The 21,648-nt window shown below is 59.4% G+C and carries 20 protein-coding genes; 12 read left to right on the top strand and 8 right to left on the bottom strand.

The genetic code is table 11. From position 1 onward, the window contains the following. Window positions 1-24: 24 nt before the first annotated feature. Window positions 25-408: an MAPEG family protein gene (locus tag ASD60_RS10485; RefSeq protein WP_056853933.1), complete on the top strand. Its 384-nt coding sequence runs from the start codon at window positions 25-27 to the stop codon at window positions 406-408. Between the two features lie 72 nt (window positions 409-480). Here the strand turns inward: ASD60_RS10485 and mltA are convergent, their stop codons facing one another. Continuing rightward, window positions 481-1,653 (bottom strand): murein transglycosylase A, encoded by a 1,173-nt coding sequence (gene mltA, locus ASD60_RS10480; RefSeq protein WP_056853932.1) that lies wholly within the window; start codon window positions 1,651-1,653, stop codon window positions 481-483. A 128-nt stretch (window positions 1,654-1,781) separates the two neighbouring features. Here mltA and ASD60_RS10475 point away from each other — a divergent pair, with 128 nt between their 5' ends. Beyond that, window positions 1,782-2,231, top strand: coding sequence for a c-type cytochrome (locus tag ASD60_RS10475; protein ID WP_056853931.1), 450 nt, complete (start codon window positions 1,782-1,784; stop codon window positions 2,229-2,231). Between the two features lie 62 nt (window positions 2,232-2,293). Here ASD60_RS10475 and ASD60_RS10470 read toward each other — a convergent pair whose 3' ends face one another. The 4 genes from ASD60_RS10470 to ASD60_RS10455 form a co-directional block, all read right to left on the bottom strand. Beyond that, window positions 2,294-2,689, bottom strand: coding sequence for a DUF1090 domain-containing protein (locus ASD60_RS10470; RefSeq protein ID WP_056853930.1), 396 nt, complete (start codon window positions 2,687-2,689; stop codon window positions 2,294-2,296). Window positions 2,690-2,752: 63 nt separating this feature from the next. Next, window positions 2,753-4,465: an NAD-dependent DNA ligase LigB gene (ligB, locus tag ASD60_RS10465; RefSeq protein WP_056853929.1), complete on the bottom strand. Its 1,713-nt coding sequence runs from the start codon at window positions 4,463-4,465 to the stop codon at window positions 2,753-2,755. Window positions 4,466-4,642: 177 nt separating this feature from the next. After that, on the bottom strand, window positions 4,643-5,833 hold the full coding sequence (metK, locus tag ASD60_RS10460) for a methionine adenosyltransferase (RefSeq protein ID WP_056853928.1): 1,191 nt from the start codon (window positions 5,831-5,833) through the stop codon (window positions 4,643-4,645). Between the two features lie 18 nt (window positions 5,834-5,851). Next, window positions 5,852-6,847, bottom strand: coding sequence for an ArsR/SmtB family transcription factor (locus tag ASD60_RS10455; protein WP_056853927.1), 996 nt, complete (start codon window positions 6,845-6,847; stop codon window positions 5,852-5,854). 273 nt (window positions 6,848-7,120) lie between these two features. On the opposite strand from ASD60_RS10455, the gene tkt reads away from it, so the two are divergent. The 6 genes from tkt to fba all read left to right on the top strand — a co-directional run bounded on the left by tkt (window position 7,121) and on the right by fba (window position 13,516). Next, a complete protein-coding gene (tkt, locus tag ASD60_RS10450; RefSeq protein ID WP_056853926.1) occupies window positions 7,121-9,118 on the top strand; it encodes a transketolase in 1,998 nt (665 codons plus the stop codon). Between the two features lie 176 nt (window positions 9,119-9,294). Next, entirely contained in the window at window positions 9,295-10,353 is a 1,059-nt protein-coding gene (gene epd, locus ASD60_RS10445) for an erythrose-4-phosphate dehydrogenase (RefSeq protein WP_056853925.1), read from the top strand. Window positions 10,354-10,378: 25 nt separating this feature from the next. Further along, window positions 10,379-11,542 (top strand): phosphoglycerate kinase, encoded by a 1,164-nt coding sequence (locus ASD60_RS10440; protein ID WP_056853924.1) that lies wholly within the window; start codon window positions 10,379-10,381, stop codon window positions 11,540-11,542. Window positions 11,543-11,577: 35 nt separating this feature from the next. Beyond that, on the top strand, window positions 11,578-11,799 hold the full coding sequence (locus ASD60_RS10435; protein ID WP_056853923.1) for a hypothetical protein: 222 nt from the start codon (window positions 11,578-11,580) through the stop codon (window positions 11,797-11,799). A 56-nt stretch (window positions 11,800-11,855) separates the two neighbouring features. Then, entirely contained in the window at window positions 11,856-12,188 is a 333-nt protein-coding gene (locus tag ASD60_RS10430) for an MliC family protein (RefSeq protein WP_056853922.1), read from the top strand. A gap of 263 nt (window positions 12,189-12,451) precedes the next feature. After that, window positions 12,452-13,516 carry a class II fructose-bisphosphate aldolase gene (fba, locus tag ASD60_RS10425; protein ID WP_008081027.1) on the top strand — a complete coding sequence of 355 codons (1,065 nt, stop codon included), beginning with the start codon at window positions 12,452-12,454 and terminating at the stop codon, window positions 13,514-13,516. Between the two features lie 74 nt (window positions 13,517-13,590). Here the strand turns inward: fba and ASD60_RS10420 are convergent, their stop codons facing one another. Further along, complete coding sequence (locus ASD60_RS10420) at window positions 13,591-14,259, bottom strand: polysaccharide lyase family 7 protein (protein ID WP_056853921.1); 669 nt, start codon at window positions 14,257-14,259, stop codon at window positions 13,591-13,593. 321 nt (window positions 14,260-14,580) lie between these two features. Here ASD60_RS10420 and ASD60_RS10415 point away from each other — a divergent pair, with 321 nt between their 5' ends. Genes ASD60_RS10415 through ASD60_RS10405 form a run of 3 tightly spaced genes read left to right on the top strand, consistent with a single transcriptional unit; the run spans window position 14,581 to window position 17,564 of the window. Continuing rightward, window positions 14,581-16,704 (top strand): putative bifunctional diguanylate cyclase/phosphodiesterase, encoded by a 2,124-nt coding sequence (locus ASD60_RS10415; RefSeq protein WP_056853920.1) that lies wholly within the window; start codon window positions 14,581-14,583, stop codon window positions 16,702-16,704. Window positions 16,705-16,749: 45 nt separating this feature from the next. Continuing rightward, window positions 16,750-17,241, top strand: a complete 492-nt coding sequence (locus tag ASD60_RS10410) for a M48 metallopeptidase family protein (RefSeq protein ID WP_056853919.1) — start codon at window positions 16,750-16,752, stop codon at window positions 17,239-17,241. Window positions 17,242-17,264: 23 nt separating this feature from the next. Next, window positions 17,265-17,564, top strand: coding sequence for a winged helix-turn-helix domain-containing protein (locus ASD60_RS10405; protein WP_442965993.1), 300 nt, complete (start codon window positions 17,265-17,267; stop codon window positions 17,562-17,564). 122 nt (window positions 17,565-17,686) lie between these two features. On the opposite strand, the gene ASD60_RS10400 is transcribed toward ASD60_RS10405, so the two are convergent. Then, window positions 17,687-18,139: a GNAT family N-acetyltransferase gene (locus ASD60_RS10400; RefSeq protein ID WP_056853917.1), complete on the bottom strand. Its 453-nt coding sequence runs from the start codon at window positions 18,137-18,139 to the stop codon at window positions 17,687-17,689. Between the two features lie 256 nt (window positions 18,140-18,395). Between ASD60_RS10400 and ASD60_RS10395 the strand changes: the two genes are divergently transcribed. Then, window positions 18,396-19,133, top strand: coding sequence for a substrate-binding periplasmic protein (locus tag ASD60_RS10395; RefSeq protein WP_056853916.1), 738 nt, complete (start codon window positions 18,396-18,398; stop codon window positions 19,131-19,133). Window positions 19,134-19,265: 132 nt separating this feature from the next. Here ASD60_RS10395 and yccS read toward each other — a convergent pair whose 3' ends face one another. Continuing rightward, window positions 19,266-21,449 carry a YccS family putative transporter gene (gene yccS / locus ASD60_RS10390; protein WP_056853915.1) on the bottom strand — a complete coding sequence of 728 codons (2,184 nt, stop codon included), beginning with the start codon at window positions 21,447-21,449 and terminating at the stop codon, window positions 19,266-19,268. Between the last annotated feature and the right edge of the window lie 199 nt (window positions 21,450-21,648).

The raw sequence follows: 21,648 nt of genomic DNA, 5'->3' as shown, positions 1-21,648 counted from the left end.
AAAACGTGAAAAAGGGACTGCTTTATGACGGTTGCTCTATGGTGCATTTTGATCGCGATTTTCCTGCCTTATGTGTGTACGGCTGTGGCGAAAGTCAGCGGCGGGTACGGGTTGAGACACAATCGTGATCCACGCGGGTTTCTCGATTCTCTGGAAGGCTTGGGCAGGCGGGCGAACGCGGCGCAGTTGAACAGTTTCGAAGTGACGCCGGCATTTGCCGCGGCAGTGATCGTGGCGCACCTGGCCGGCAATGCCGAATTGGTGACGATCAACGTGCTGTCGGTGTTGTTCATCACCAGCCGTCTGCTTTACATCATTTTCTATCTGACGGATCTGGCGATGCTGCGGTCGTTGATGTGGTTTGTCGGGATGGGGTTGATCGTGAGTTTCTTTGTGGTGTCGGCTTAAATAACAATATCAAAAGATCGCAGGCTGCGCCAGCTCGTGCATCGTCCGGGCGAAGCCTGCGATTCTTTGCTTTTAGAGCTTGTCGGCCACCTGTGGCACTTGCGGCAGCGCCGCACCTTTGGGCCAGAGCATCCAGATTTGTCCCTGTTGCTTCATGTCCCCCGCCAGTTGTCCGGCCGCCTCGCCGGTGCCCCAGAACAGGTCCGCTCGCACTTCACCGGTAATCGCGCCGCCAGTGTCTTGTGCTGCGACCGGTCGAACCAGAGCGGTACCGTCCGGTTTGGTGGTGGATAACCATAACAGGCTGCCCAACGGAATCACTTTGCGATCCACCGCAGCGCTGTAGCCAGCGGTCAACGGAACATTGAGCGAGCCGCGCGGCCCTTCATTGCTGTCCGGGTTTCGGGTGAAGAATACGTAACTGGGGTTACTGCCGAGCAGTTCGGGGATGCGCGACGGATTGGCCTTGGCCCAATCGCTGATCGCGCCCATGGTCACCTCTTCTTTTTTCAGCTCGCCTTGCTCCACCAGCCAGCGGCCGATGGGCCGATACGGATGCCCGTTCTGGTCGGCATAGGCAATGCGTAGCTGGCGGCCGTTGTCGAGCTGGATACGACCGGAACCCTGGATTTGCAGGAATTGAAGGTTCATCGGATCGGTCAGCCAGGCGACTACGGGTGCCTTGACGCCTTTGGTTTCGATGGTCGCTGCATCGTCGTAAGGCTTGAGCACTCGCCCTTCGAGGCGACCACGCAGGCGCTTGCCTTTGAGTTCAGGGTAGAGGCTGTCCAGCGCGACGATGATCATGTCATCGGGTACGCCATATACCGGCACATTGGCAACGCTGGTCTGGGTCAGGCTGCCGGGATAGACCGGTTCGTAGTAACCGGTGATCAAACCGTTGGGATTGTCATTGGCAGCGCGCAGGCCGTAGACGTCCAGGTTCTGTTTGAGAAAGCCGCGAATTTCATTCGCGGTTTGCGGTACGTTGGCCGCCGCCGCGCAGGTGCTTCCCCAAACCGGATCAGCTTTGAGCCGGGTGCAGGCGCTGCGCCAGGAACCGAAACCGGCCACCAGGTCGCTGTCGGTTACCGCAGGCAGAGCTTCCCATGTGGCACTGGAGTAAGTGGCCAGCGCATGGGTTTTCGGTTGTTGCTTGTCGCCACCGGTGCAACCTGCAAGCAGGGCCACCATCGGCAACGTCCAGGTCAGGCTGTGACGCCATGCCTTGAAACGGCTGTTCATGGAGTGATTCCTTTACCGATTGCCAGAGTGCTCCATGCGCTCATGCAACCCGTATTGATATTAGGGCTATTGGTGTTTGCCGATGACGCGGGGATACTGGCCGCCGTTTCCCGTGACCTGAAGCCACCATGACTTTTAAAAGACTTTCCATTGTATTGCTGGCCTGCCTGACGTTGTCCGCTTGTGGCGGCGTCGACCCCAATTCGCCACTTGGCCAGCGCAAGGCCATTTTCAAGCAAATGCTCAAGACCGGCGAAGACCTGGGTGGCATGTTGCGTGGCCGTATTCCCTTCGATGGGGAAAAATTCGCTGACGGCGCGGTGAAACTCGACGCGCTGTCCCACGAACCGTGGAAACACTTTCCACAGGTGCGAGAGCAAGACCATACCAGCGCCACGAACGATGTCTGGGAGAAACAGGCTCGCTTTCAGGAACTGGCTCGCACCCTTGAAGCCGCCACCGGTGAGTTGGTGATTGCCAGCAAGGTTCAGCCCTACAAGGCCAGTCTTCTGGGGCCGGCGATGCAGAGGGTCGAAGACACCTGTAGTGCGTGCCATAAAGAGTTTCGGGATCATTGAATGCTCAAAAGATCGCAGCGTAGGAGCTGCCGAAGCCTGCGATCCTTTGATCTTGAAAATTTTTATTTATCCAGCTCATCCACGGCTTCCTGCAATTCCTTGCGGGATTCAGCGAGTTTGTCTTTACGCTTGTTGATCCTCTCGGGGTCGCCTTTTTTCATGGCCTTGTCGAGGTCGGCCTGACGCTGGCTGACTTCGTGCTTGGCCTCCAGCACCTTGTTTTCCCGTTCCTTTTTCAGCGAAGCGTCGGTGCAGTTGGCGGTGACTTCGCTGAGCGCCGTTTCCAGGCCGGCCTGCTGCTCGGCATTGCCGTGGGATTTTGCCAGCTCGATCTGGTTGATGATGCCTTGCTTCTTGGCAGCGCAACCGGTCAGGCCTGGTGCGTCTTCGGCAGCGATCAATGGAGCGGCCATTACGCTGCACAGGGTCAACAGGGCCAGCGGTGGAAGAAATTTCATAAAAACTCCAGGAGAAAAGGCAGTCTTGTCGATGCGGCGATGGCTTGTTTGAGCCCATCGGTACTATTGGGTTCCCGGATCGGCTGACGTCGGCATTGGCTTGAATCCGTCAATGCCTGCCTCACTCAGGATTTCGCTCAGAGCCAGGACCTGCGGGTCGCGGAAAAATGCCCTTAACTGCGCCGCCCGCCCCGGACCAATGCCGGGTTCGGCCTGCCATTGTTCAATGTCTCGTTGTGCCAGTGCCTGCCATGAATCGCCCAAATGCGCCTGCCCTGTGGGGGGTAGGCCCAAGGCTTTCAGCCAGCGGGCGAAAGGACGTTGCCGCGCAGCGTGAAAACTGTTCAACAGACGAGCAGCGCTGCGCTCGCCGAAACCATCAATGTTAGCAAGCTCTTGTACATCGAGGGTCAGCCAATCCAGAAGACTGTTCAGGCGCCCCGTGGCGAGAAGTTTTTCCCAGGTGCCAGGACCGATGTGGGGCAAGCCCAGCCCCTGTTTGCTGCTGAGCCAGGTCAGGCGGGCAAGAAACTGCTGAGTACAGCCTGGTGTTGGCTGCCAGCAACTCAATGAATGGAAATCCTGCGCCCGCGGCACGTTGATTTCCGCCCGTTCGCTGCTGCGTAACACCACGCTGTCGAGCCTGGGGATGGTCAAGCCGGCAAGGCTGATGGCGACTTGATCTCCGGGGCGAATGTCCATTGCCTGCCAGCGTTGCACAGAGCTCACGCTGACTCGCTTGATCTGTCGGTCATCGAGCATCACCGGCGAAAGCTCCAGCACGGGCGTGATCCGCCCGGTCCGGCCAATGTTGAAGTTCACCTTGCGTACCTCGGCCAAAGCCTGGGCGAAAGGGTATTTCCAGGCGACGCTCCAATAGGGCGGTTTGGCCTGCCAACGCTCGGCGGAGGGGCGTTTGCCCTGGCGCAAAACGATCCCGTCGCTGGCAAACGGCAGGGGCGAGCGGTACCAGTGCTCGCGCCAGCGTTCGGCGTCAGTGAGCGAGCTGATCGGCTGGCTATAAAGGATGGTTTGCGCAAAGCCCAGGCCGGCGAGCTTGGTGATGCGATCCGCCAGGTTTTCCGGGCCTTCTGGCCATTCCCAGATAAACAGGCCAACTGCGCTCGCCTCTGCGACGCTCACTGATTTGCGGGCCATCAAACCGGCGACCATGGCGCGTGCGTTGAGGCTGCCGTTGCGTGACTGTACGTGATCGGTCAGGTGCCAATAGAGCTCGCCTTGCACCAGCAGATCCACCGACTCGGACAATTGTTGGGGAATCGCAGCGATCTGGCGTGCCGAAGCCGTCCAGTCCTGGCCTTGTGTCCCATCGCCGCGACTGATGGCTTGAGCGAGCAAGCCCTGGCGATAAATCAGGGTTACGGCCACACCGTCAACTTTGGGCTGAGCCCAGACGTCCGTACGACCGCGCAGCCAGTGGTCGACTGCCTGCGCATCGCGCAATTTCTCCAGGCCGGTATGGGCGACGGGATGCACCCGAGTGCCGCGCGCAGTGCGCAGTGGATCTGGGGTGATGCTCACGTTGAAGCACTGGCGCCATACATTCAGTCGCGCGAGTGACTGATCATAGAGTTCGTCGGCGACCAGCGATTGTCCGCCGCGATGATAGCTGTCATCCCAGGTGTCGATCTGCTTTTGCAGTGCGCTGATTTCGTTTGTTGCGCGTTCGGCTGGCCAGTCGGGGCATTGGGACGCATGGACGTTAACGCAGCAGGCCAGCAAGCCGGGAAGAAACAGGCGAAGGTTGAGGAGCATCGAGAGCGTCCTTGCTCATTGGGATGCTTGAAGGCTAGGTCAGTATCGACTGGCACAAAGGGCAGGTGTTTTGCCGGGTATTTCTGTTGGCTTGCCCGCGAAAGCAGCGCAAGCGCAAGGCAATAAAAAGCCCCGCACGGCGAACCGTGCGGGGCTTTTGGTACAGCCAGGGAAGTCTTACAGGCCGGCAGCGGAACGCAAGTCGTCGGCGCGGTCGGTTTTTTCCCAGGTGAATGTGGTGAAGGTGTCTTCGCCAACAGTCTTGGTGGTCGGGGTGCGACCGAAGTGGCCGTACGCAGCGGTCTCCTGGTACATCGGGTGCAGCAGGTCGAGCATTTTGGTGATGGCGTACGGACGCAGGTCGAACACTTCGCGGACCAGTTTGACGATCTTGTCGTCGCTGATCTTGCCGGTGCCGAAGGTGTTCAGCGAGATCGAAGTCGGTTGGGCGACACCGATCGCGTAGGAAACCTGGATCTCGCAGCGCTCGGCCAGGCCGGCGGCGACGATGTTCTTGGCCACGTAGCGACCGGCGTAGGCCGCCGAGCGGTCAACCTTCGATGGATCCTTGCCGGAGAACGCACCACCGCCGTGACGAGCCATGCCGCCGTAGCTGTCGACGATGATCTTGCGACCGGTCAGACCGCAGTCGCCTACCGGACCGCCAATGATGAACTGGCCGGTCGGGTTGATGTGGAACTGGGTGTCCTTGCTCAGCAATTCGGCAGGCAGCACGTGCTTGACGATCAGCTCCATCACGCCTTCGCGCAAGTCTTTGTACGAGACTTCCGGGTTGTGCTGGGTCGACAGAACAACGGCGTCGATACCCACGACCTTGCCGTTTTCGTAGCGGCAAGTCACTTGCGACTTGGCGTCCGGACGCAGCCATGGCAGCAGGCCGGATTTGCGGGCTTCAGCCTGACGCTGCACCAGTTGGTGCGAGAAGGTGATCGGTGCCGGCATCAATACGTCGGTTTCGTGGCTGGCATAACCGAACATCAGACCCTGGTCGCCGGCGCCCTGATCTTCAGGCTTGGCACGGTCGACACCCTGGTTGATGTCGGGGGACTGCTTGCCGATGATGTTCATCACGCCGCAAGTCGCGCCATCGAAGCCAACGTCGGAGCTGGTGTAGCCAATGTCGGTGATCACATCACGAACGATTTGCTCCAGGTCTACCCACGCGGTGGTGGTGACTTCGCCGGCGATGATGGCTACGCCCGTTTTCACCAGAGTCTCGCAAGCCACGCGGGCGAGTTTGTCTTCAGCAATGATGGCGTCCAGCACCGCATCAGAAATCTGGTCGGCGATTTTGTCCGGATGCCCTTCAGACACGGACTCGGAGGTGAAAAGGGAGTATTCGCTCATCTCGATGTTTTCCTGAGTTTACCGATGGTGAGTGTCGCCAGGCGGCCGTTGAAAGTGTCGGACCTGAATCTGGAAACCATTACGTAAGCCTATGTACAGGCTTTCCCCGGGAACGAGTCCCGCAGCGGTGGCCCAACGGGCCAGATCATCCTGTTCAAACCCCAGCCAGAGATCACCGCAGGCCTCCTTGGCCCAACTCTGGTTGTGGCTACATAACTCGGTCACTAACAGGCTGCCGCCTGGTTGCAGAAGATTGGCCATGTGCTTGAGCGCATCGGCTGGTGCGGCGAAATGGTGCAGCACCATGTTCAATACAACGCAATCAGCCTTGAGGCTGACGCCGTTCAAGGCATCAGCCAGTTGCAGGCTGACGTTGGTCAGCGTTTCGCGCTCACAGACCTGGCGCGCCAGTTCAAGCATCGCCGGGCTGTTATCCACAGCGGTGACCTGAGAGAAGCGCCCCGCCAGCTCCGGTAGAAAGGAACCGTCGCCCGGGCCGACTTCGATGGCTGTACTGCCTTCACTGAAACCCAGCTTGTCGAGCAGCGCCACCACGCTATCGCGGTATTGCGGCAGGCCGGCGATCAAGTCTTGCTGGGCGCGAAATTTCTCCGCGACCCGCGAGAAAAAATCCTGGCTGGCCGCGGCACGTTGCCCGTGGACCTGGGCGATCCGTGCCTGCACTTCGACCGGCAAGCTCAAGTCATCCACTTCTTCGAGCAAGGCTGCGTGCAATTTGCCGCCCAGCAAGTCGCTGTGGGGCAGGGCGCGACGGTAGAAGATCGCGTTGCCTTCGCGGCGGGTTGCCACCAGGTCGGCCTGGGCCAATACCTTGAGGTGGTGACTCATGCCCGACTGGCCAATACCGAAGATTTGCGCCAGTTCCAGCACGCCAAAAGAATCGTTGGCCAATGCACGTAAAACATTCAGCCGCAGAGGATCGCCGCCGGCCTTGCACAGGGCCGCCAGTTCATCGCAATCGTCGTGGCGAATGGAAGGCATGCGTAGATTCATAAGGCCGGCAGTCTAGTCACGCACAGGAAGCACCGCAAGGGCAATATCAAAAAGTTTTGATATTGCACGATAGATGGCACTTCTTAACGTTAGCGTCAGTCAACAAACGAATGGCGGAAAGGTTTCACCCACCGAATCCGTCGATATCGATTGGAAAAACGCCCCCAGATGACTATCTGTCATTGCCCCGAGGCGTCCGGGTGAGGGAAAATGCTCGCCTTTTTTCCGTTTCATTTTTATCACTCTCGTTTCAGAACCCGCAGGAGAACAGCGATGCCTAGCCGTCGTGAGCGTGCCAACGCCATTCGTGCCCTCAGCATGGATGCCGTGCAAAAAGCCAACAGCGGCCATCCCGGTGCCCCGATGGGTATGGCAGATATCGCCGAAGTGCTTTGGCGCGACTACCTCAAACACAACCCAGGCAACCCATCGTTCGCTGACCGTGACCGCTTCGTGCTGTCCAACGGCCATGGCTCGATGCTGATCTATTCCTTGCTGCACCTGACCGGCTACGACCTGTCGATCGAAGACCTCAAGCAGTTCCGTCAGCTGCACAGCCGCACCCCGGGTCATCCGGAGCTGGGCTACACCCCGGGCGTTGAAACCACTACCGGTCCTCTTGGCCAAGGCCTGGCCAATGCCGTGGGTTTTGCCCTGGCAGAAAAAGTCCTGGCGGCGCAGTTCAACCGTCCTGGCCACAATATCGTCGATCACCACACCTACGTGTTCCTGGGTGATGGCTGCATGATGGAAGGCATTTCCCACGAAGTCGCTTCCCTGGCCGGCACCCTGGGCCTGGGCAAGCTGATCGCTTTCTACGATGACAACGGCATCTCCATCGACGGTGAAGTCGAAGGCTGGTTCACCGATGACACGCCGAAGCGCTTCGAGTCCTACAACTGGCAAGTGATCCGCAACGTCGACGGTCATGATCCGGAAGAAATCAAGATCGCGATCGAGACGGCCCGCAAGAGCGAGCAACCGACCCTGATCTGCTGCAAGACCACCATCGGCTTCGGTTCGCCGAACAAGCAAGGCAAGGAAGACTGCCACGGCGCCCCGTTGGGTGACGCGGAAATCGCCCTGACCCGCGCTGCGCTGAAGTGGAACCACGGTCCGTTCGAAATTCCGGCTGACATTTATGCCGAGTGGGATGCCAAGGAAGCCGGCCTCGCGGTCGAGGCTGACTGGGATCAGCGTTTCGCTGCCTACTCCGCTGCATTCCCGAGCGAAGCCAATGAACTGGTGCGTCGTCTGAGCGGCGAACTGCCGGCCGACTTCTCCGAGAAGGCCGACGCCTACATCGCCGAAGTCGCGGCCAAAGGCGAAACCATCGCCAGCCGCAAGGCCAGCCAGAACGCCCTGAACGCGTTCGGTCCGCTGCTGCCTGAGTTCCTCGGCGGTTCGGCTGACCTGGCCGGTTCCAACCTGACCCTGTGGAAAGGCTGCAAAGGCGTCACCGCCGAAGACGCCAGCGGCAACTACATGTACTACGGCGTGCGTGAATTCGGCATGACCGCGATCATGAACGGCGTTGCCCTGCACGGCGGTCTGGTGCCTTACGGCGCGACCTTCCTGATGTTCATGGAATACGCCCGCAATGCCGTGCGCATGTCGGCCTTGATGAAACAGCGCGTGATCCACGTCTACACCCACGACTCCATCGGTCTGGGCGAAGACGGCCCGACTCACCAGCCAATCGAGCAACTGGCCAGCCTGCGCTGCACGCCGAACCTCGATACCTGGCGTCCGGCCGATGCCGTTGAATCGGCAGTCAGCTGGAAGTACGCACTGGAACGCAAGGACGGTCCTTCGGCCCTGATCTTCTCGCGTCAGAACCTGCAGCACCAAACCCGCAACGCGCTGCAGATCGCCGACATCAGCCGTGGTGGTTATGTGTTGAAGGACTGCGCCGGCGAGCCTGAGCTGATCCTGATCGCCACCGGTTCGGAAGTCGGCCTGGCTGTTCAGGCTTTCGACAAGCTGACCGAGCAAGGTCGCAAGGTGCGTGTGGTGTCCATGCCGTGCACCAGCGTGTTCGATGCCCAGGATGCCGGCTACAAGCAATCGGTCCTGCCGTTGCAGGTCAGCGCCCGTATCGCCATCGAAGCCGCTCATGCGGACTACTGGTACAAGTACGTGGGCCTGGAAGGTCGCGTAATCGGCATGACCACCTACGGCGAGTCGGCGCCTGCGCCTGCCTTGTTCGAAGAGTTCGGCTTCACCCTGGAAAACATCCTGGGTCAGGCTGAAGAGCTGCTGGAAGACTGATCCAGAAGATGTGCGTCTGATCTGACGCCATCGCTGGCAAGCCAGCTCCCACAGGAATTTCCAGTGAACACAGATTTTGTGAGCACCAGAAAAACCTGTGGGAGCGGGCTTGCCCGCGATAGCGATAGTTCAGGCGATGCTTCACTATCGGATTCACCACGGTAATAGAGAACCCCATGCCTCAACCGCGTCCCTACAAAGTTGCACTCAACGGCTACGGCCGGATTGGTCGTTGCGTCTTGCGTGCGTTGTTCGAGCGAGGCGAAAAGGCCGGGTTTGAAATTGTCGCGATCAACGATCTGGCCGACATGGCCAGCATCGAATACCTGACACGCTTCGACTCCACCCACGGGCGTTTTCCCGGTGAGGTGAAGGTCGACGGCGATTGTCTGCATATCAATGGCGACTGCGTGAAGGTCCTGCGCAGTGCCACACCCGAAGGCATCGATTGGGCGTCGTTGGGCGTCGATCTGGTGCTGGAGTGCTCCGGCGCGTACCACACCCGCGAAGACGGCCAGCGTTTTCTCGACGCCGGTGCGCCACGGGTGCTGTTTTCCCAGCCGATGGCCAGCGAGGCCGATGTCGACGCCACCATCGTCTACGGCGTGAACCAGGATTGCCTGAGCGGCGATGAACTGCTGGTGTCCAACGCGTCCTGCACCACCAATTGCGGAGTGCCGCTGTTGCGCCTGCTGGATCAGGCGCTTGGTCTGGAGTACGTGTCGATCACCACGATCCACTCGGCCATGAACGATCAGCCAGTCATCGATGCCTATCACCACGAAGACCTGCGCCGCACCCGTTCGGCGTTTCAGTCGGTGATCCCGGTGTCCACTGGTCTGGCACGCGGCATCGAACGCCTGCTGCCGGAACTTGCCGGGCGAATTCAGGCCAAAGCCGTACGTGTGCCGACGGTTAACGTGTCTTGCCTCGACATTACGATGCAGACGGTAAGCGACACGGACGCCATCGAGGTCAACCGGATCCTGCGCGAGGCTGCCACCAGCGGCCCGCTCAAAGGCCTTCTGGCTTACACCGAGTTGCCCCACGCCAGTTGTGATTTCAACCATGACCCACATTCGGCGATCGTCGATGCCAGTCAGACCCGTGTTTCCGGCCCCCGGCTGGTGAACATCCTGGCCTGGTTCGACAACGAATGGGGTTTTGCCAACCGAATGCTGGACGTTGCAGAACACTATCTGCAAACAGCCGCTTCGAAAAAAACTGCTCTCTAAAACAGAAACTCCAGGAATGCGACCCATGACCGTGTTGAAGATGTCCGACCTCGATCTGCAAGGTAAGCGCGTACTGATTCGCGAAGACCTCAACGTCCCAGTCAAGGACGGTGTTGTCACCAGCGATGCGCGAATCCTGGCTTCGCTGCCGACCATCAAGCTGGCTCTGGAAAAAGGCGCGGCCGTGATGGTCTGCTCGCACCTTGGCCGTCCGACCGAAGGCGAGTTCTCGGCCGAGAACAGCCTCAAGCCAGTCGCCGACTACCTGAGCAAGGCTTTGGGCCGCGAAGTGCCGCTGGTGGCTGATTACCTGGGTGGCGTCGACGTCAAGGCCGGCGACATCGTGCTGTTTGAAAACGTACGTTTCAACAAGGGCGAGAAAAAGAACGCTGACGAATTGGCCCGGCAATACGCCGCACTGTGCGACGTATTTGTCATGGACGCCTTCGGCACTGCTCACCGCGCCGAGGGTTCGACCCACGGCGTGGCCAAGTTCGCCAAAGTCGCCGCTGCCGGCCCGCTGCTGGCCGCTGAACTGGACGCACTGGGCAAGGCCCTTGGCGCCCCGGCCCAACCGATGGCGGCCATCGTTGCCGGCTCCAAGGTCTCGACCAAACTCGACGTGCTCAACAGCCTGAGCCAGATCTGCGATCAACTGATCGTCGGCGGCGGCATTGCCAACACCTTCCTGGCCGCTGCCGGTCACCCGGTTGGCAAATCGCTGTACGAGCCGGACCTGCTGGACACCGCGCGCGCCATCGCCGCCAAAGTCAGCGTGCCGTTGCCGGTAGATGTGGTGGTTGCCAAGGAATTCGCTGAAAGCGCTGCCGCTACCGTCAAGCTGATCGCTGACGTTGCTGCCGACGACATGATTCTCGACATCGGCCCGCAAACCGCGGCCAACTTCGCCGAACTGCTGAAGTCGTCGAAAACCATCCTGTGGAACGGCCCGGTCGGCGTGTTCGAATTCGACCAGTTCGGTAACGGCACCAAAGTGCTGGCCCAGGCCATCGCCGACAGCGCCGCATTCTCCATTGCAGGCGGCGGCGACACCCTGGCAGCCATCGACAAATATGGCGTTGCCGAGCAAATCTCCTACATTTCTACCGGCGGCGGCGCGTTCCTCGAATTCGTCGAAGGCAAGGTGTTGCCAGCCGTTGAAGTCCTGGAAACCCGGGCCAAGGCCTGAGGCCGCCCCGTTTGGCCAGGCAAGGGAGTGTTTTTATGGTCAGGACGTTAGCGCTGTTGATCGTCGCGGGTTCGCTGGTGGCTTGTGGGAGCAACCCCAAAGCAACTCCGGAGCCTGCGCCGTCTGCACCCCGGAGCGGCTGCTACCAGGCTGACTGGCAGGCAGAAACCAATCCGGTGCTCAACAAGCGTTCCGGGCCTGAAGGCCTGGACAAATACGAGTCACAGACCCCCGCCAAGGAACATGGTTGCCCTTGACGGGTCTGACTCCTTACTCAGGGCCGGTGGCGTGCGCTGCCGGTCGAGGAACACGGATGAAAGGTTTTATCGCCATTACGGCGCTGGCACTGCTGGCCGGGTGCGCCAACATGAACCCGTTCCAGTCGTCCGCCCCGGCGGATAACTGGACCACCTGGACCTGCGACAGCCAGGCCAAAGTGCTCTGGCGTTATACCGACGACAGTCGTACGCAAGTCGATGTCCGCCTGGGCGGCGCCGATCAGGTCTATCGCCTCAAGCAAGAGCCGGGCGCTTCGGGCTCGCTGTACAGCGACAACATGCTGGCGTTTCACATAAAAGGTGAGGAAGGCCTGGTTTACTGGGTCGCCACCAATGATTTGATTGGGCGTGGCTGTAAAGCGCAATGAAAATGCCGTCCGCTGGGCTTTTGTGGCGAGGGAGCTTGCTCCCGCTGGAGCGCGAAGCGTTCCCGATCAGATAGCCGGATTACGACTGCTTCGCAGCCGAGCGCGAGCAAGCTCACTCGCCACAGGGTCTTTGTAGTTTTTGAGATTTTGGTAATACCGAATTGGCAGGCCGGACCAACCCCCGATCTGCAATAACTTGAATAGCCGCCGCCGCTACGGCAGGCTGGCACGATTAACGACCCAAACCGGGAGAGACACACACAATGGCACTTATCAGCATGCGCCAGATGTTGGACCACGCAGCCGAGTTCGGCTACGGCGTTCCAGCTTTCAACGTCAACAACCTTGAGCAGATGCGCGCCATCATGGAAGCCGCTGACAAGACTGACTCCCCGGTGATCGTCCAGGCCTCGGCCGGTGCTCGCAAATACGCCGGCGCGCCGTTCCTGCGTCACCTGATCCTGGCGGCCATCGAAGAATTCCCGCACATCCCGGTGTGCATGCACCAGGACCACGGCACCAGCCCTGACGTCTGCCAGCGTTCCATTCAGCTGGGCTTCAGCTCGGTCATGATGGACGGTTCCCTGGGCGAAGACGGCAAGACCCCGACCGACTACGACTACAACGTCCGCGTTACCCAGCAAACCGTAGCCATGGCTCACGCCTGCGGCGTATCGGTAGAAGGCGAGCTGGGCTGCCTGGGCTCGCTGGAAACCGGCATGGCGGGTGAAGAAGACGGTATCGGTGCCGAAGGCGTTCTGGACCACAGCCAGATGCTGACCGACCCGGAAGAAGCCGCTGATTTCGTCAAGCGTACCCAGGTCGATGCCCTGGCCATCGCCATCGGCACCAGCCACGGCGCCTACAAGTTCACCAAGCCGCCTACCGGCGACGTATTGGCGATCGACCGCATCAAAGAGATCCACAAGCGCATTCCAAACACTCACCTGGTGATGCACGGCTCGTCTTCGGTTCCGCAAGAGTGGCTGGCGATCATCAACCAGTACGGCGGCGACATCAAAGAAACCTACGGCGTACCGGTTGAAGAGATCGTCGAAGGCATCAAGCACGGCGTACGCAAGGTCAATATCGACACCGACCTGCGTCTGGCATCCACCGGCGCCATGCGTCGCCTGATGGCCACCAACCCGAGCGAGTTCGACCCGCGTAAATTCTTCGGTGCTACCGTGACCGCAATGCGCGACGTGTGCATCGCTCGCTACGAGGCCTTCGGCACCGCGGGCAACGCTTCGAAGATCAAGCCGATCTCTCTGGAAGCGATGTACCAGCGTTACCTCAAAGGTGAGTTGAACGCCAAGGTCAACTAAGCCTTCAGCGTTCGAGTCGCAAGAAAAACCCGCATGAACCTGCGGGTTTTTTTATGGCTGCAATCTTTTGCTGTTTATTGGTCGTGATCGATATCCAGCTTGCTGAAAGTCACTTTCCCGCCTTCAGTGGTGTACCCGGTGTTGTCCTGCACATAAACCCCGGCCTTGAAGTACAGCGGTTTGTCGCGCCAGCTGGCGCTGATATTGGTGTCCCATTGGTAACCTGCGCCACTGACGCCCAGCGCGCCGCCGGGGCTCAGGTGGATGAGGTAGTTGAATTCACGATCAAGCTTGATGCCGGTGGCGAGGGTGATGACGCGACTCTCGGCGTCGTCGGGGTGCATTCTGACCTTGATGACGAGGTTGCCCGTTTCGCTGCTGGTCTTGTACTGGTACTCGAGTTTGACCATTGGTCTCTGGCTCTTGTACGCGTGAATCTGCCCGATGACGATTTTGCCGGAGCTCGGCACCTGGTGCACCGTCAGGGTGGCACGCAGCAGGTTGTCGGCATCCGGGTAATACCAATTGCGCAGCGTACCGTTGCTGTAGGTTTCGCGCAGCTCGGTGCGCGGGTAGATGGCGTTTTCGGTTTTGGAGCCGGTCACGGGCGACCAGAAGAACAGGGTGCCGGTGTCGGAGTGGAAGTATTGATCCTTGAAGCCGTCTACCAGTTTGGACGTTTCAACAGTGTACGGCGGGCTGCCGACGGGAACGCTGAGGTTCCAGGTTGCGAGGTCGATCATAAAAATGCTTCCACAGATTTAGCTGCACGGGCGTGCCAGAAGCTCTAGTACGCGCCTCGGAGGGCGATCTTTATAATCGTAGGTGAGATGTTTGTTAATGGTGGACTGACAGATGGATGACGTCAAAATCCTGTCAAAACGCCATCTTTCCCGGTTTTAGCCGCCTTCACGCACGACCGTTAGTCGGCGAATTAACCCTTTAGTTAGATGATGGCGTACTGACAGCTTCTGATTTAGTTGATCCCGGTCTAGAGTGAAGGCACAGTATTTGTCCGGTTTTCACAAAAAACCGGCCTGACGTCCAGAAAATAGAGAAGCAGCATGGAATGCGTGCACCCCCCGCCAGCTGAAGGCAACTCAACACTTTTAATCGTCGACGATTACCCTGAAAACCTGATCAGCATGCGCGCGTTGTTGCAACGCCAGGACTGGCAGGTCATCACCGCTGCCTCAGGGTTCGAGGCTCTCGGCCTGCTGCTTGAGCATGATGTCGACCTGGTGCTGCTCGATGTGCAGATGCCGGGCATGGACGGGTTCGAAGTCGCGCGCCTGATGCGCGGCAGCCAACGGACACGGCTGACGCCGATCATTTTCCTGACCGCCAACGAACAGTCCCAGGACGCGGTAATCAAGGGTTATGCCAGTGGCGCCGTGGATTACCTGTTCAAACCGTTCGACCCGCAGATTCTCAAGCCCAAGGTCCAGGCGTTGCTGGAGCACCAGCGCAATCGCCGCGCCTTGCAGCGCCTGAGCCACGATCTGGAGGTCGCTCGCGCCTTCAATGCCTCGGTGCTGGACAACGCTGCCGAAGGCATTCTGGTGGTGAACGAGGACGGTCTGATCCGCTTCGCCAACCCGGCAATGTCGCGCCTGCTCAGTGCCACCGTGCAAGAGTTGCAAGGCAAGGAGTTTCTGGATTTCCTGCAAAAGCCACACATTCCTGTGTGGGCCGACTCGGACTTGCTGGCCGGCTTCAAACGCGGTGAAACATTGCGCCTGCACGACGCATTGCTGCGGACTGCGCCGGGGCAGCAGGTGCCAGTGGCATTGTCCTGCGCACCCTTGCCTGCCGAGCAGCGTGCGATGGTGGTCACCGTGCTGGACATGTCGGTGGTGCGCCACCTGCACCAGCAACTGGAATACCAGGCGGTGACCGATCCGCTAACGGGATTGCTCAACCGCCGGGGTTTTTACCAGACCGTGGAAAACCTCCTGTTGCGTGGCGAGCGACCCGACAGTGCCTGGGTCCTGATGTACCTCGATCTCGACGGATTCAAACGCGTCAATGACTCCCTCGGCCACGATGCCGGTGATCGGGTGTTGCGCTGGGTATCCGAGCAGTTGAAGGCCTGCTTGCGCTCCTTTGACATTCTGGCGCGCATGGGCGGCGATGAATTCACGGCATTGCTCGATCTGGAGTTTCCCGAACAGGCGGCCAAGATCGCCGAAAAGCTGATTGAGCGCGTGTCGATCTGTCAGCAGATCGACGGTCTGGATATCGCTTTGGGCGTGAGCATCGGCATTGCCACGTTTCCCGATTGCGGTGCCAACCTGGACGGTTTGCTGCGAGCCTCGGACATCGCGATGTACGAGGCCAAGCGTGCCGGTCGTCAGCAGTATCGTTTTTACGATCATGAGATGAATGGCCGGGCGCGTTCGCGCTTGATGCTTGAAGAAAGCGTACGTGACGCTATCGAGAGTCGTGATTTCAACCTGGTCTATCAACCGCAGGTGGCCATCTGCGACGGGCGCATTCGCGGCTTTGAAGCACTCTTGCGCTGGCAGCATCCGAGTGTCGGGGACGTACCGCCGGGGCTGTTTCTGCCATTGCTGGAAGAGGCGCGGTTGATCAGCCGCCTGGGCAGCTGGATTTACCAACGCGGCGCCGAACAGCGCAAAGCCTGGGAAACCTTGTTTGCCGAAAATCTGATACTGGGTATCAGTTTGAGCAGAACGCAGTTCGCCATGCCCAACCTGGTGACTGAGTTGCGTCAGGTGTTGGAGCGGCACGGCTTGCAGCCGCGCCAGCTGGAAGTCGAAGTGACGGAGGAAGCCCTGACGCACAACCCGGAGGAAACCCGCAAACAGCTACGCTTGCTGCGTAATCTGGGGGTCAGGGTGGCGCTGGATGATTTCGGTTCTGGCCCTTGTTCGATGGCCCACTTACGTGACCTGGAACTGGACACGCTCAAGCTTGATCGCCATCTGATCGCTCGCCTGCCCGGGTCGGCGCGGGACGCGGTGCTGGTGCGCAACGTGATCGGCTTGTGCAAACAGTACGGCATGCTGGTGATCGCCGAGGGGGTTGAAACCGTTGCCCAGTTCCAATGGCTGCAAGCCAATGGCTGCGAGTATGTGCAGGGCTTTCTGGTGGCGCGTCCGATGATGGCAGAAGACACTGGCCACTTTGCGCAACCGTTCGACTGGAGCGCGTTGCTCATTTGAATTCGCTACACTGGCGACCTGTTCACGATCTGTGTTGCCGCTGCGATGACTGCTTTGAAATACCTCCAGGCGTATCCCGCTTCCTTGCAGGACCAGGTGCGCCAACTGATCGCCGACGGTCGCCTGGGCGAGTACCTGAGCAAACGTTATCCGGACACGCACGGTGTGCAGAGCGACAAGGCGCTTTACACCTACGCACTGGATCTCAAGCAGCAATACCTGCGCAACGCTCCAGCCATCGACAAGGTGTTGTTCGACAATCGGCTGGACCTGACGCATCGTGCCCTCGGACTGCACACTACGATCTCCCGGGTGCAAGGCGGCAAGCTCAAGGCGAAAAAGGAAATCCGCATCGCTTCGCTATTCAAGGAAGCGCCTTCGGAGTTTCTGAAAATGATCGTGGTTCACGAGTTGGCGCATTTCAAAGAGTCCGATCACAACAAGGCGTTCTACAAGTTGTGCGAACACATGCTACCGGGGTATCACCAGGTGGAGTTCGATGTGCGGGTGTACCTGACGTGGCGCGACATGCAATGAAAGATCTACAAAAAGGAGCAAGCGTGACGGACGTTAGCAAGACCAAGAGCAGCTTCTACCGCCGCTTGTACGTGGCGTACCTGATCGACAGCGGCCTGGCCAGCAGTGTTCCGGCGCTGACCGATATCACCGGTATGCCCCGACGCACCGCGCAGGACACCATCGCAGCGCTGGCGGACCTGGATATCGTTTGCGAATTCGAGCAGGAAGAAGGCGCACGCAATCATGCCGGCCGTTACCGGATTCGCGATTGGGGCGCGATTGATCGGGGGTGGATCGAGCGAAATTTGCGGCAGATAAAAAACGTATTGGAGTATCCCTGAGATTTTCGCTGCAGTGCTGACGCTATCGCGGGCAAGCCCGCTCGCACAGGTTCCGAGGCGGACTGCAAATTTGCGATGCACCGGCAATCACTGTGGGAGCTGGCTGGCCAGCGATAGGGCTCTCAGGAGCGACGCATGCCGATATGTGGAATGCCATCCTCGACATACTCCTCTCCTGCCACCACAAATCCGTACCGCCCGTAATACCCCTGCAAATGCGCCTGCGCCGAGAGATACACCGGCATATCCGGCCAGCGTTTTTGCGTCTGTTTCAATGCCTGAGCCATCAGCCCATGGCCGAGCCCGGTGCCGCGAGCCTGGGGCGCAATGATCACGCGTCCGATCACCACGTCGCCGCCCTGTAGTTCAGGATCGAGTAAGCGCAGGTACGCCACCAGTCGATCCCCGTCCCACGCCATCACATGGCAGGTATCACCTTCCAGATCCTGGCCATCGATATCTTGATAAATGCACTTCTGTTCAACGACGAACACTTCGCTGCGCAACTGCAAAATGGCGTACAGCTGTTCTTTGCCCAGATCGCTATGGTGTTTGCAGACCCAATCGATTGTCATGTTCTGATTCCCTGAAAACGTCTCCCCCGATACTAAGCGTCCAGACGATGGATGTCTTTATGGCAGAGAAATCTGTGACAAAGACCAAAATGCCATCATTCATTTTTCGCGGCGTTGTCTTCTTTGTGTAATCTGGGATCAAGCGATGCGCAGTGGCTTGAATGAGCTACCGTTTTAGTGCCTGTTGGTGCGGGTACCGGGTCTTGGGTTTTGGCTGAAAACACGTCGGGTAGCCGCCCGCTAAGGATTTTCTAGCATGCCGCGATTGCATCGAGCCTTTGCTTTGATCGGATTGCTGTTGCTGACGCAAAGTGCGGCAGCAGAGAAGCTGCGGCTGGTGGCTGATGCGTGGCCGCCGTTTACCGACGCAACATTGGTCAACGGCGGGTTGGCCACCGACATTGTCAGCACCGCACTGGCGCGGGCTGGTTATGCCAGTGAATTCGAGCAGGTGCCTTGGGCGCGCGCATTGCTGGGCGTGAGCGAGGGCCGATACGATGTGCTGGTCAATGCCTGGTACACCGATGAGCGGACGAAACTGGGCAAGTTTTCCGGTGAGTATCTGGTCAATCGCATCCGTTTTCTCAAGCGCAAAGATGCGCCCATCGAATACAGCAATTTGCAGCAACTGCACAGCTATCCGATAGCCGTGGTGCGAGGTTATGCCTATTCACCAGCGTTCGACGAAGACCAGTCCCTGCAAAAGATCCCGGTGCACAGTTTCGCGATGGCCGTGCGAATGGTTGCCGCCGACAGGGTCAAACTGACCCTGGAAGACGAATACGTCGCGCGGTACTACTTGGCTCGTGAGCCCGTCAAAGTGCGCAACGCCGTGGAGTTTCTGCCCAAGCCACTGAGCGAGAATGGCCTGCACATCCTGGTCAGCCTGAAGAATCCACGCAATGAACAGATCGTCGCAGGCTTCGATCGGGCGATTGCGGCGATGAAGGCGGACGGGAGTTACGAGCGATTGCTCAGGCAGCACGGGATGTAGGTGGGGCTGGCGGCCTGATCGCTGGCAAGCCAGCTCCCACAGTGTTTGATGGTTTACACAGATCAGTGCCTGACTCAATTCCCTGTGGGAGCTGGCTTGCCAGCGATCAGGCCCGACTAGCCACCGCAAATCTCAGTCTTCGCTCGTATCCTTGATCAAATGCGCCGCCAACGTACGCAGCGGCCCCAGTTGCCGGCAGATCAATGCCAGTTGCGTCTGCACCAGCCGTTGGCCTTCATCGATTTCATCGGGCATCTGTTCGAGTTCATTGGCCAGCGCCTCTTCCTCATCGCTCTGAATCGCAATGGCGGATTTGCTCGCCAGGCCCTGGGCGATTTCGTCGATGCTGGCAGCCAGTTTCACACCGGCGCCTTCGATCAGTTGTTCGCGCACATCCGCCGGTAACTGGGTTTCACGGTGCGCACCCAGACCAGACAGATAACTGAGCAAAGTGTGCGACAACACCAGAAAACGGAAACCCACATCCGCTTCCTTACGAAAATGCCCAGGCTCCATCAGCATGTTGGCCAGGGTGGTCGACAGCGCTGCGTCTGCGTTGTGCGCGTTGCGCCGGGCCAGGCGATAAGCCAGGTCGTCGCTTTTGCCGGCGGCGTATTGCTGCATGATCTGGCGCAGGTAAATGCTGTTGCAGGTCAGGGTGTTGGCCAGCACTTTGTTCAGGCGTCGACCCTGCCAGTCCGGCAGGAACAGGAACACCGCCAGCCCGGCGATCAGACTGCCCAGCAAGGTGTCGAACAGTCGTGGCAGGAACAGTCCGTAGCCGTCGCCCACTTGGTTGAAGCAGAACAGAATCATCAAGGTGATCGCCGCTGTCGCCAGGGTGTAGCGGGTGGTGCGGTTGGTAAAGAACACGATCCCGGCGGCGATGGCGAAGCAGGACTGGATCAGCGGGTTCGGGAACAGGTCGAACAGCGCCCAGGCCAGGGTCAGGCCGATGGCGGTACCAATGATCCGTTGGCCGAGCTTGCGGCGGGTGGCGCCGTAGTTAGGCTGGCAAACAAACAGGGTCGTCAGGATGATCCAGTAACCCTGGGACGGATGGATCAAATGCACCATCGCGTAGCCGATGCTCAAGGCCAGGGGCAAGCGCAGGGCATGGCGGAACAGCAGCGAAGTCGGCGTCAGCTGCGTGCGCAATCGAACCCACACATCCTTCAAGTTGCGCGGCGAGCGGTCGAGCAGGCTGCTGTCCGTGGCGTCCGCCAGCGCGTCGGGGTTACTGGCGTCGCTCAACAAACGATCGAGGGTGCCAAGGTTCGCCGCCAACGCCCGCAATGAGCGCAGCAACCCGCGCCACGCCGGGTTGCTCTGGATGCGCAAATGTTCGAGAGAGGCGTGCAGGTCGCTCAGCGCTTCGGCGAAACTGGCGTCATAGGTGAACGGCTGACGCATCTGGATCGATTCGGCCAAAGCCCGGCAGGCCTTGCCTTGCTGGCGCAGCAGGCGCTGACAGCGAAACAGCACGTCACTGTGGAAAAACGCATCGGCCAGGGCGTTGTAAGGGTAGTGCGAAGAACTGGCGCGTTCGTGGATGTCCTGGGCGAGGAAGTACAGCTTCAGGTAACGGCTGACTTTCGAGCCCGGCCGACCGTTGCCGACCCGGTGCAGGATGATTTCCTTGGCGGCGTTGAGTGCGGCGACCACGCGACCGTTCTGTTGCGCCAGTTCCAGGCGACGGGCTTCCACGTCCATCTGCCGGATCGGCTCGAACAGCGAGGATTTCAGCTTCAGGTAGAAGCCCAGTTCGCGGAACAACCGTGCCAGGCTCTGCTGTACTGGCTGGTTGGAAAACAACGCCTGCCACAACACCGACAGCACGCCGTACCAGGCCGCACCGGCCACCAACAGCAGTGGCTCGTGCCAGAAATCGGTGACCGCGCCACCGCGCTGATCCACGCCGATCATGGTGTAGACCGACAGGATCAGCGTCGCCGAGGCAATCGCGCCATAGCGTTCGCCCAGCGCGCCGAGCATGGTCAGGCAGAACGCGGCGAGCGCAAAGGCGATGATGAAGAGGTAGGGGTAGGGGAAGAGCAGTTCGACGGACAGCGCGGCAACGGCGAAACATACCAGCGTCACCGCCAAGGCGTTGAGACGGCCCTGCCAACTGTCATCGGTTTCAGCCAGGGCGCTGGCGATAATCCCGAGGAACAACGGGATCAGCAGCCCCATTTCATCCTGATACCAACACAGCGCCATGGTACCGGTCAGGGCGATGAACACCCGCACGCTGTAACTGAATTTATCCAGCGCCCAAAGGCGACGCAGAGACTGACGGAATGAAGTCGATGACATGAAGTGCGAAGGCCTTCCGAGGCAATGACGCTAAATTGAGCCACTAATGACGCCGACGCAATGGCGCCGATCACATTGGGCAGCAAAATTTGTTCCTTTGAGATCCTCCGCCGAGCGCATTCTTTAAAGTCAACAAAGAACCCTGTGGGAGCTGGCTTGCCAGCGATAGCGGACTGACAGTCAATAAAGATGTCGGATG

It is taken from the genome of Pseudomonas sp. Root562, from assembly GCF_001427125.1.
Lineage (GTDB): Bacteria > Pseudomonadota > Gammaproteobacteria > Pseudomonadales > Pseudomonadaceae > Aquipseudomonas.
Note: the sequence above shows the minus strand (reverse complement) of the source record. Positions and strands in the feature narration are given on the sequence as shown.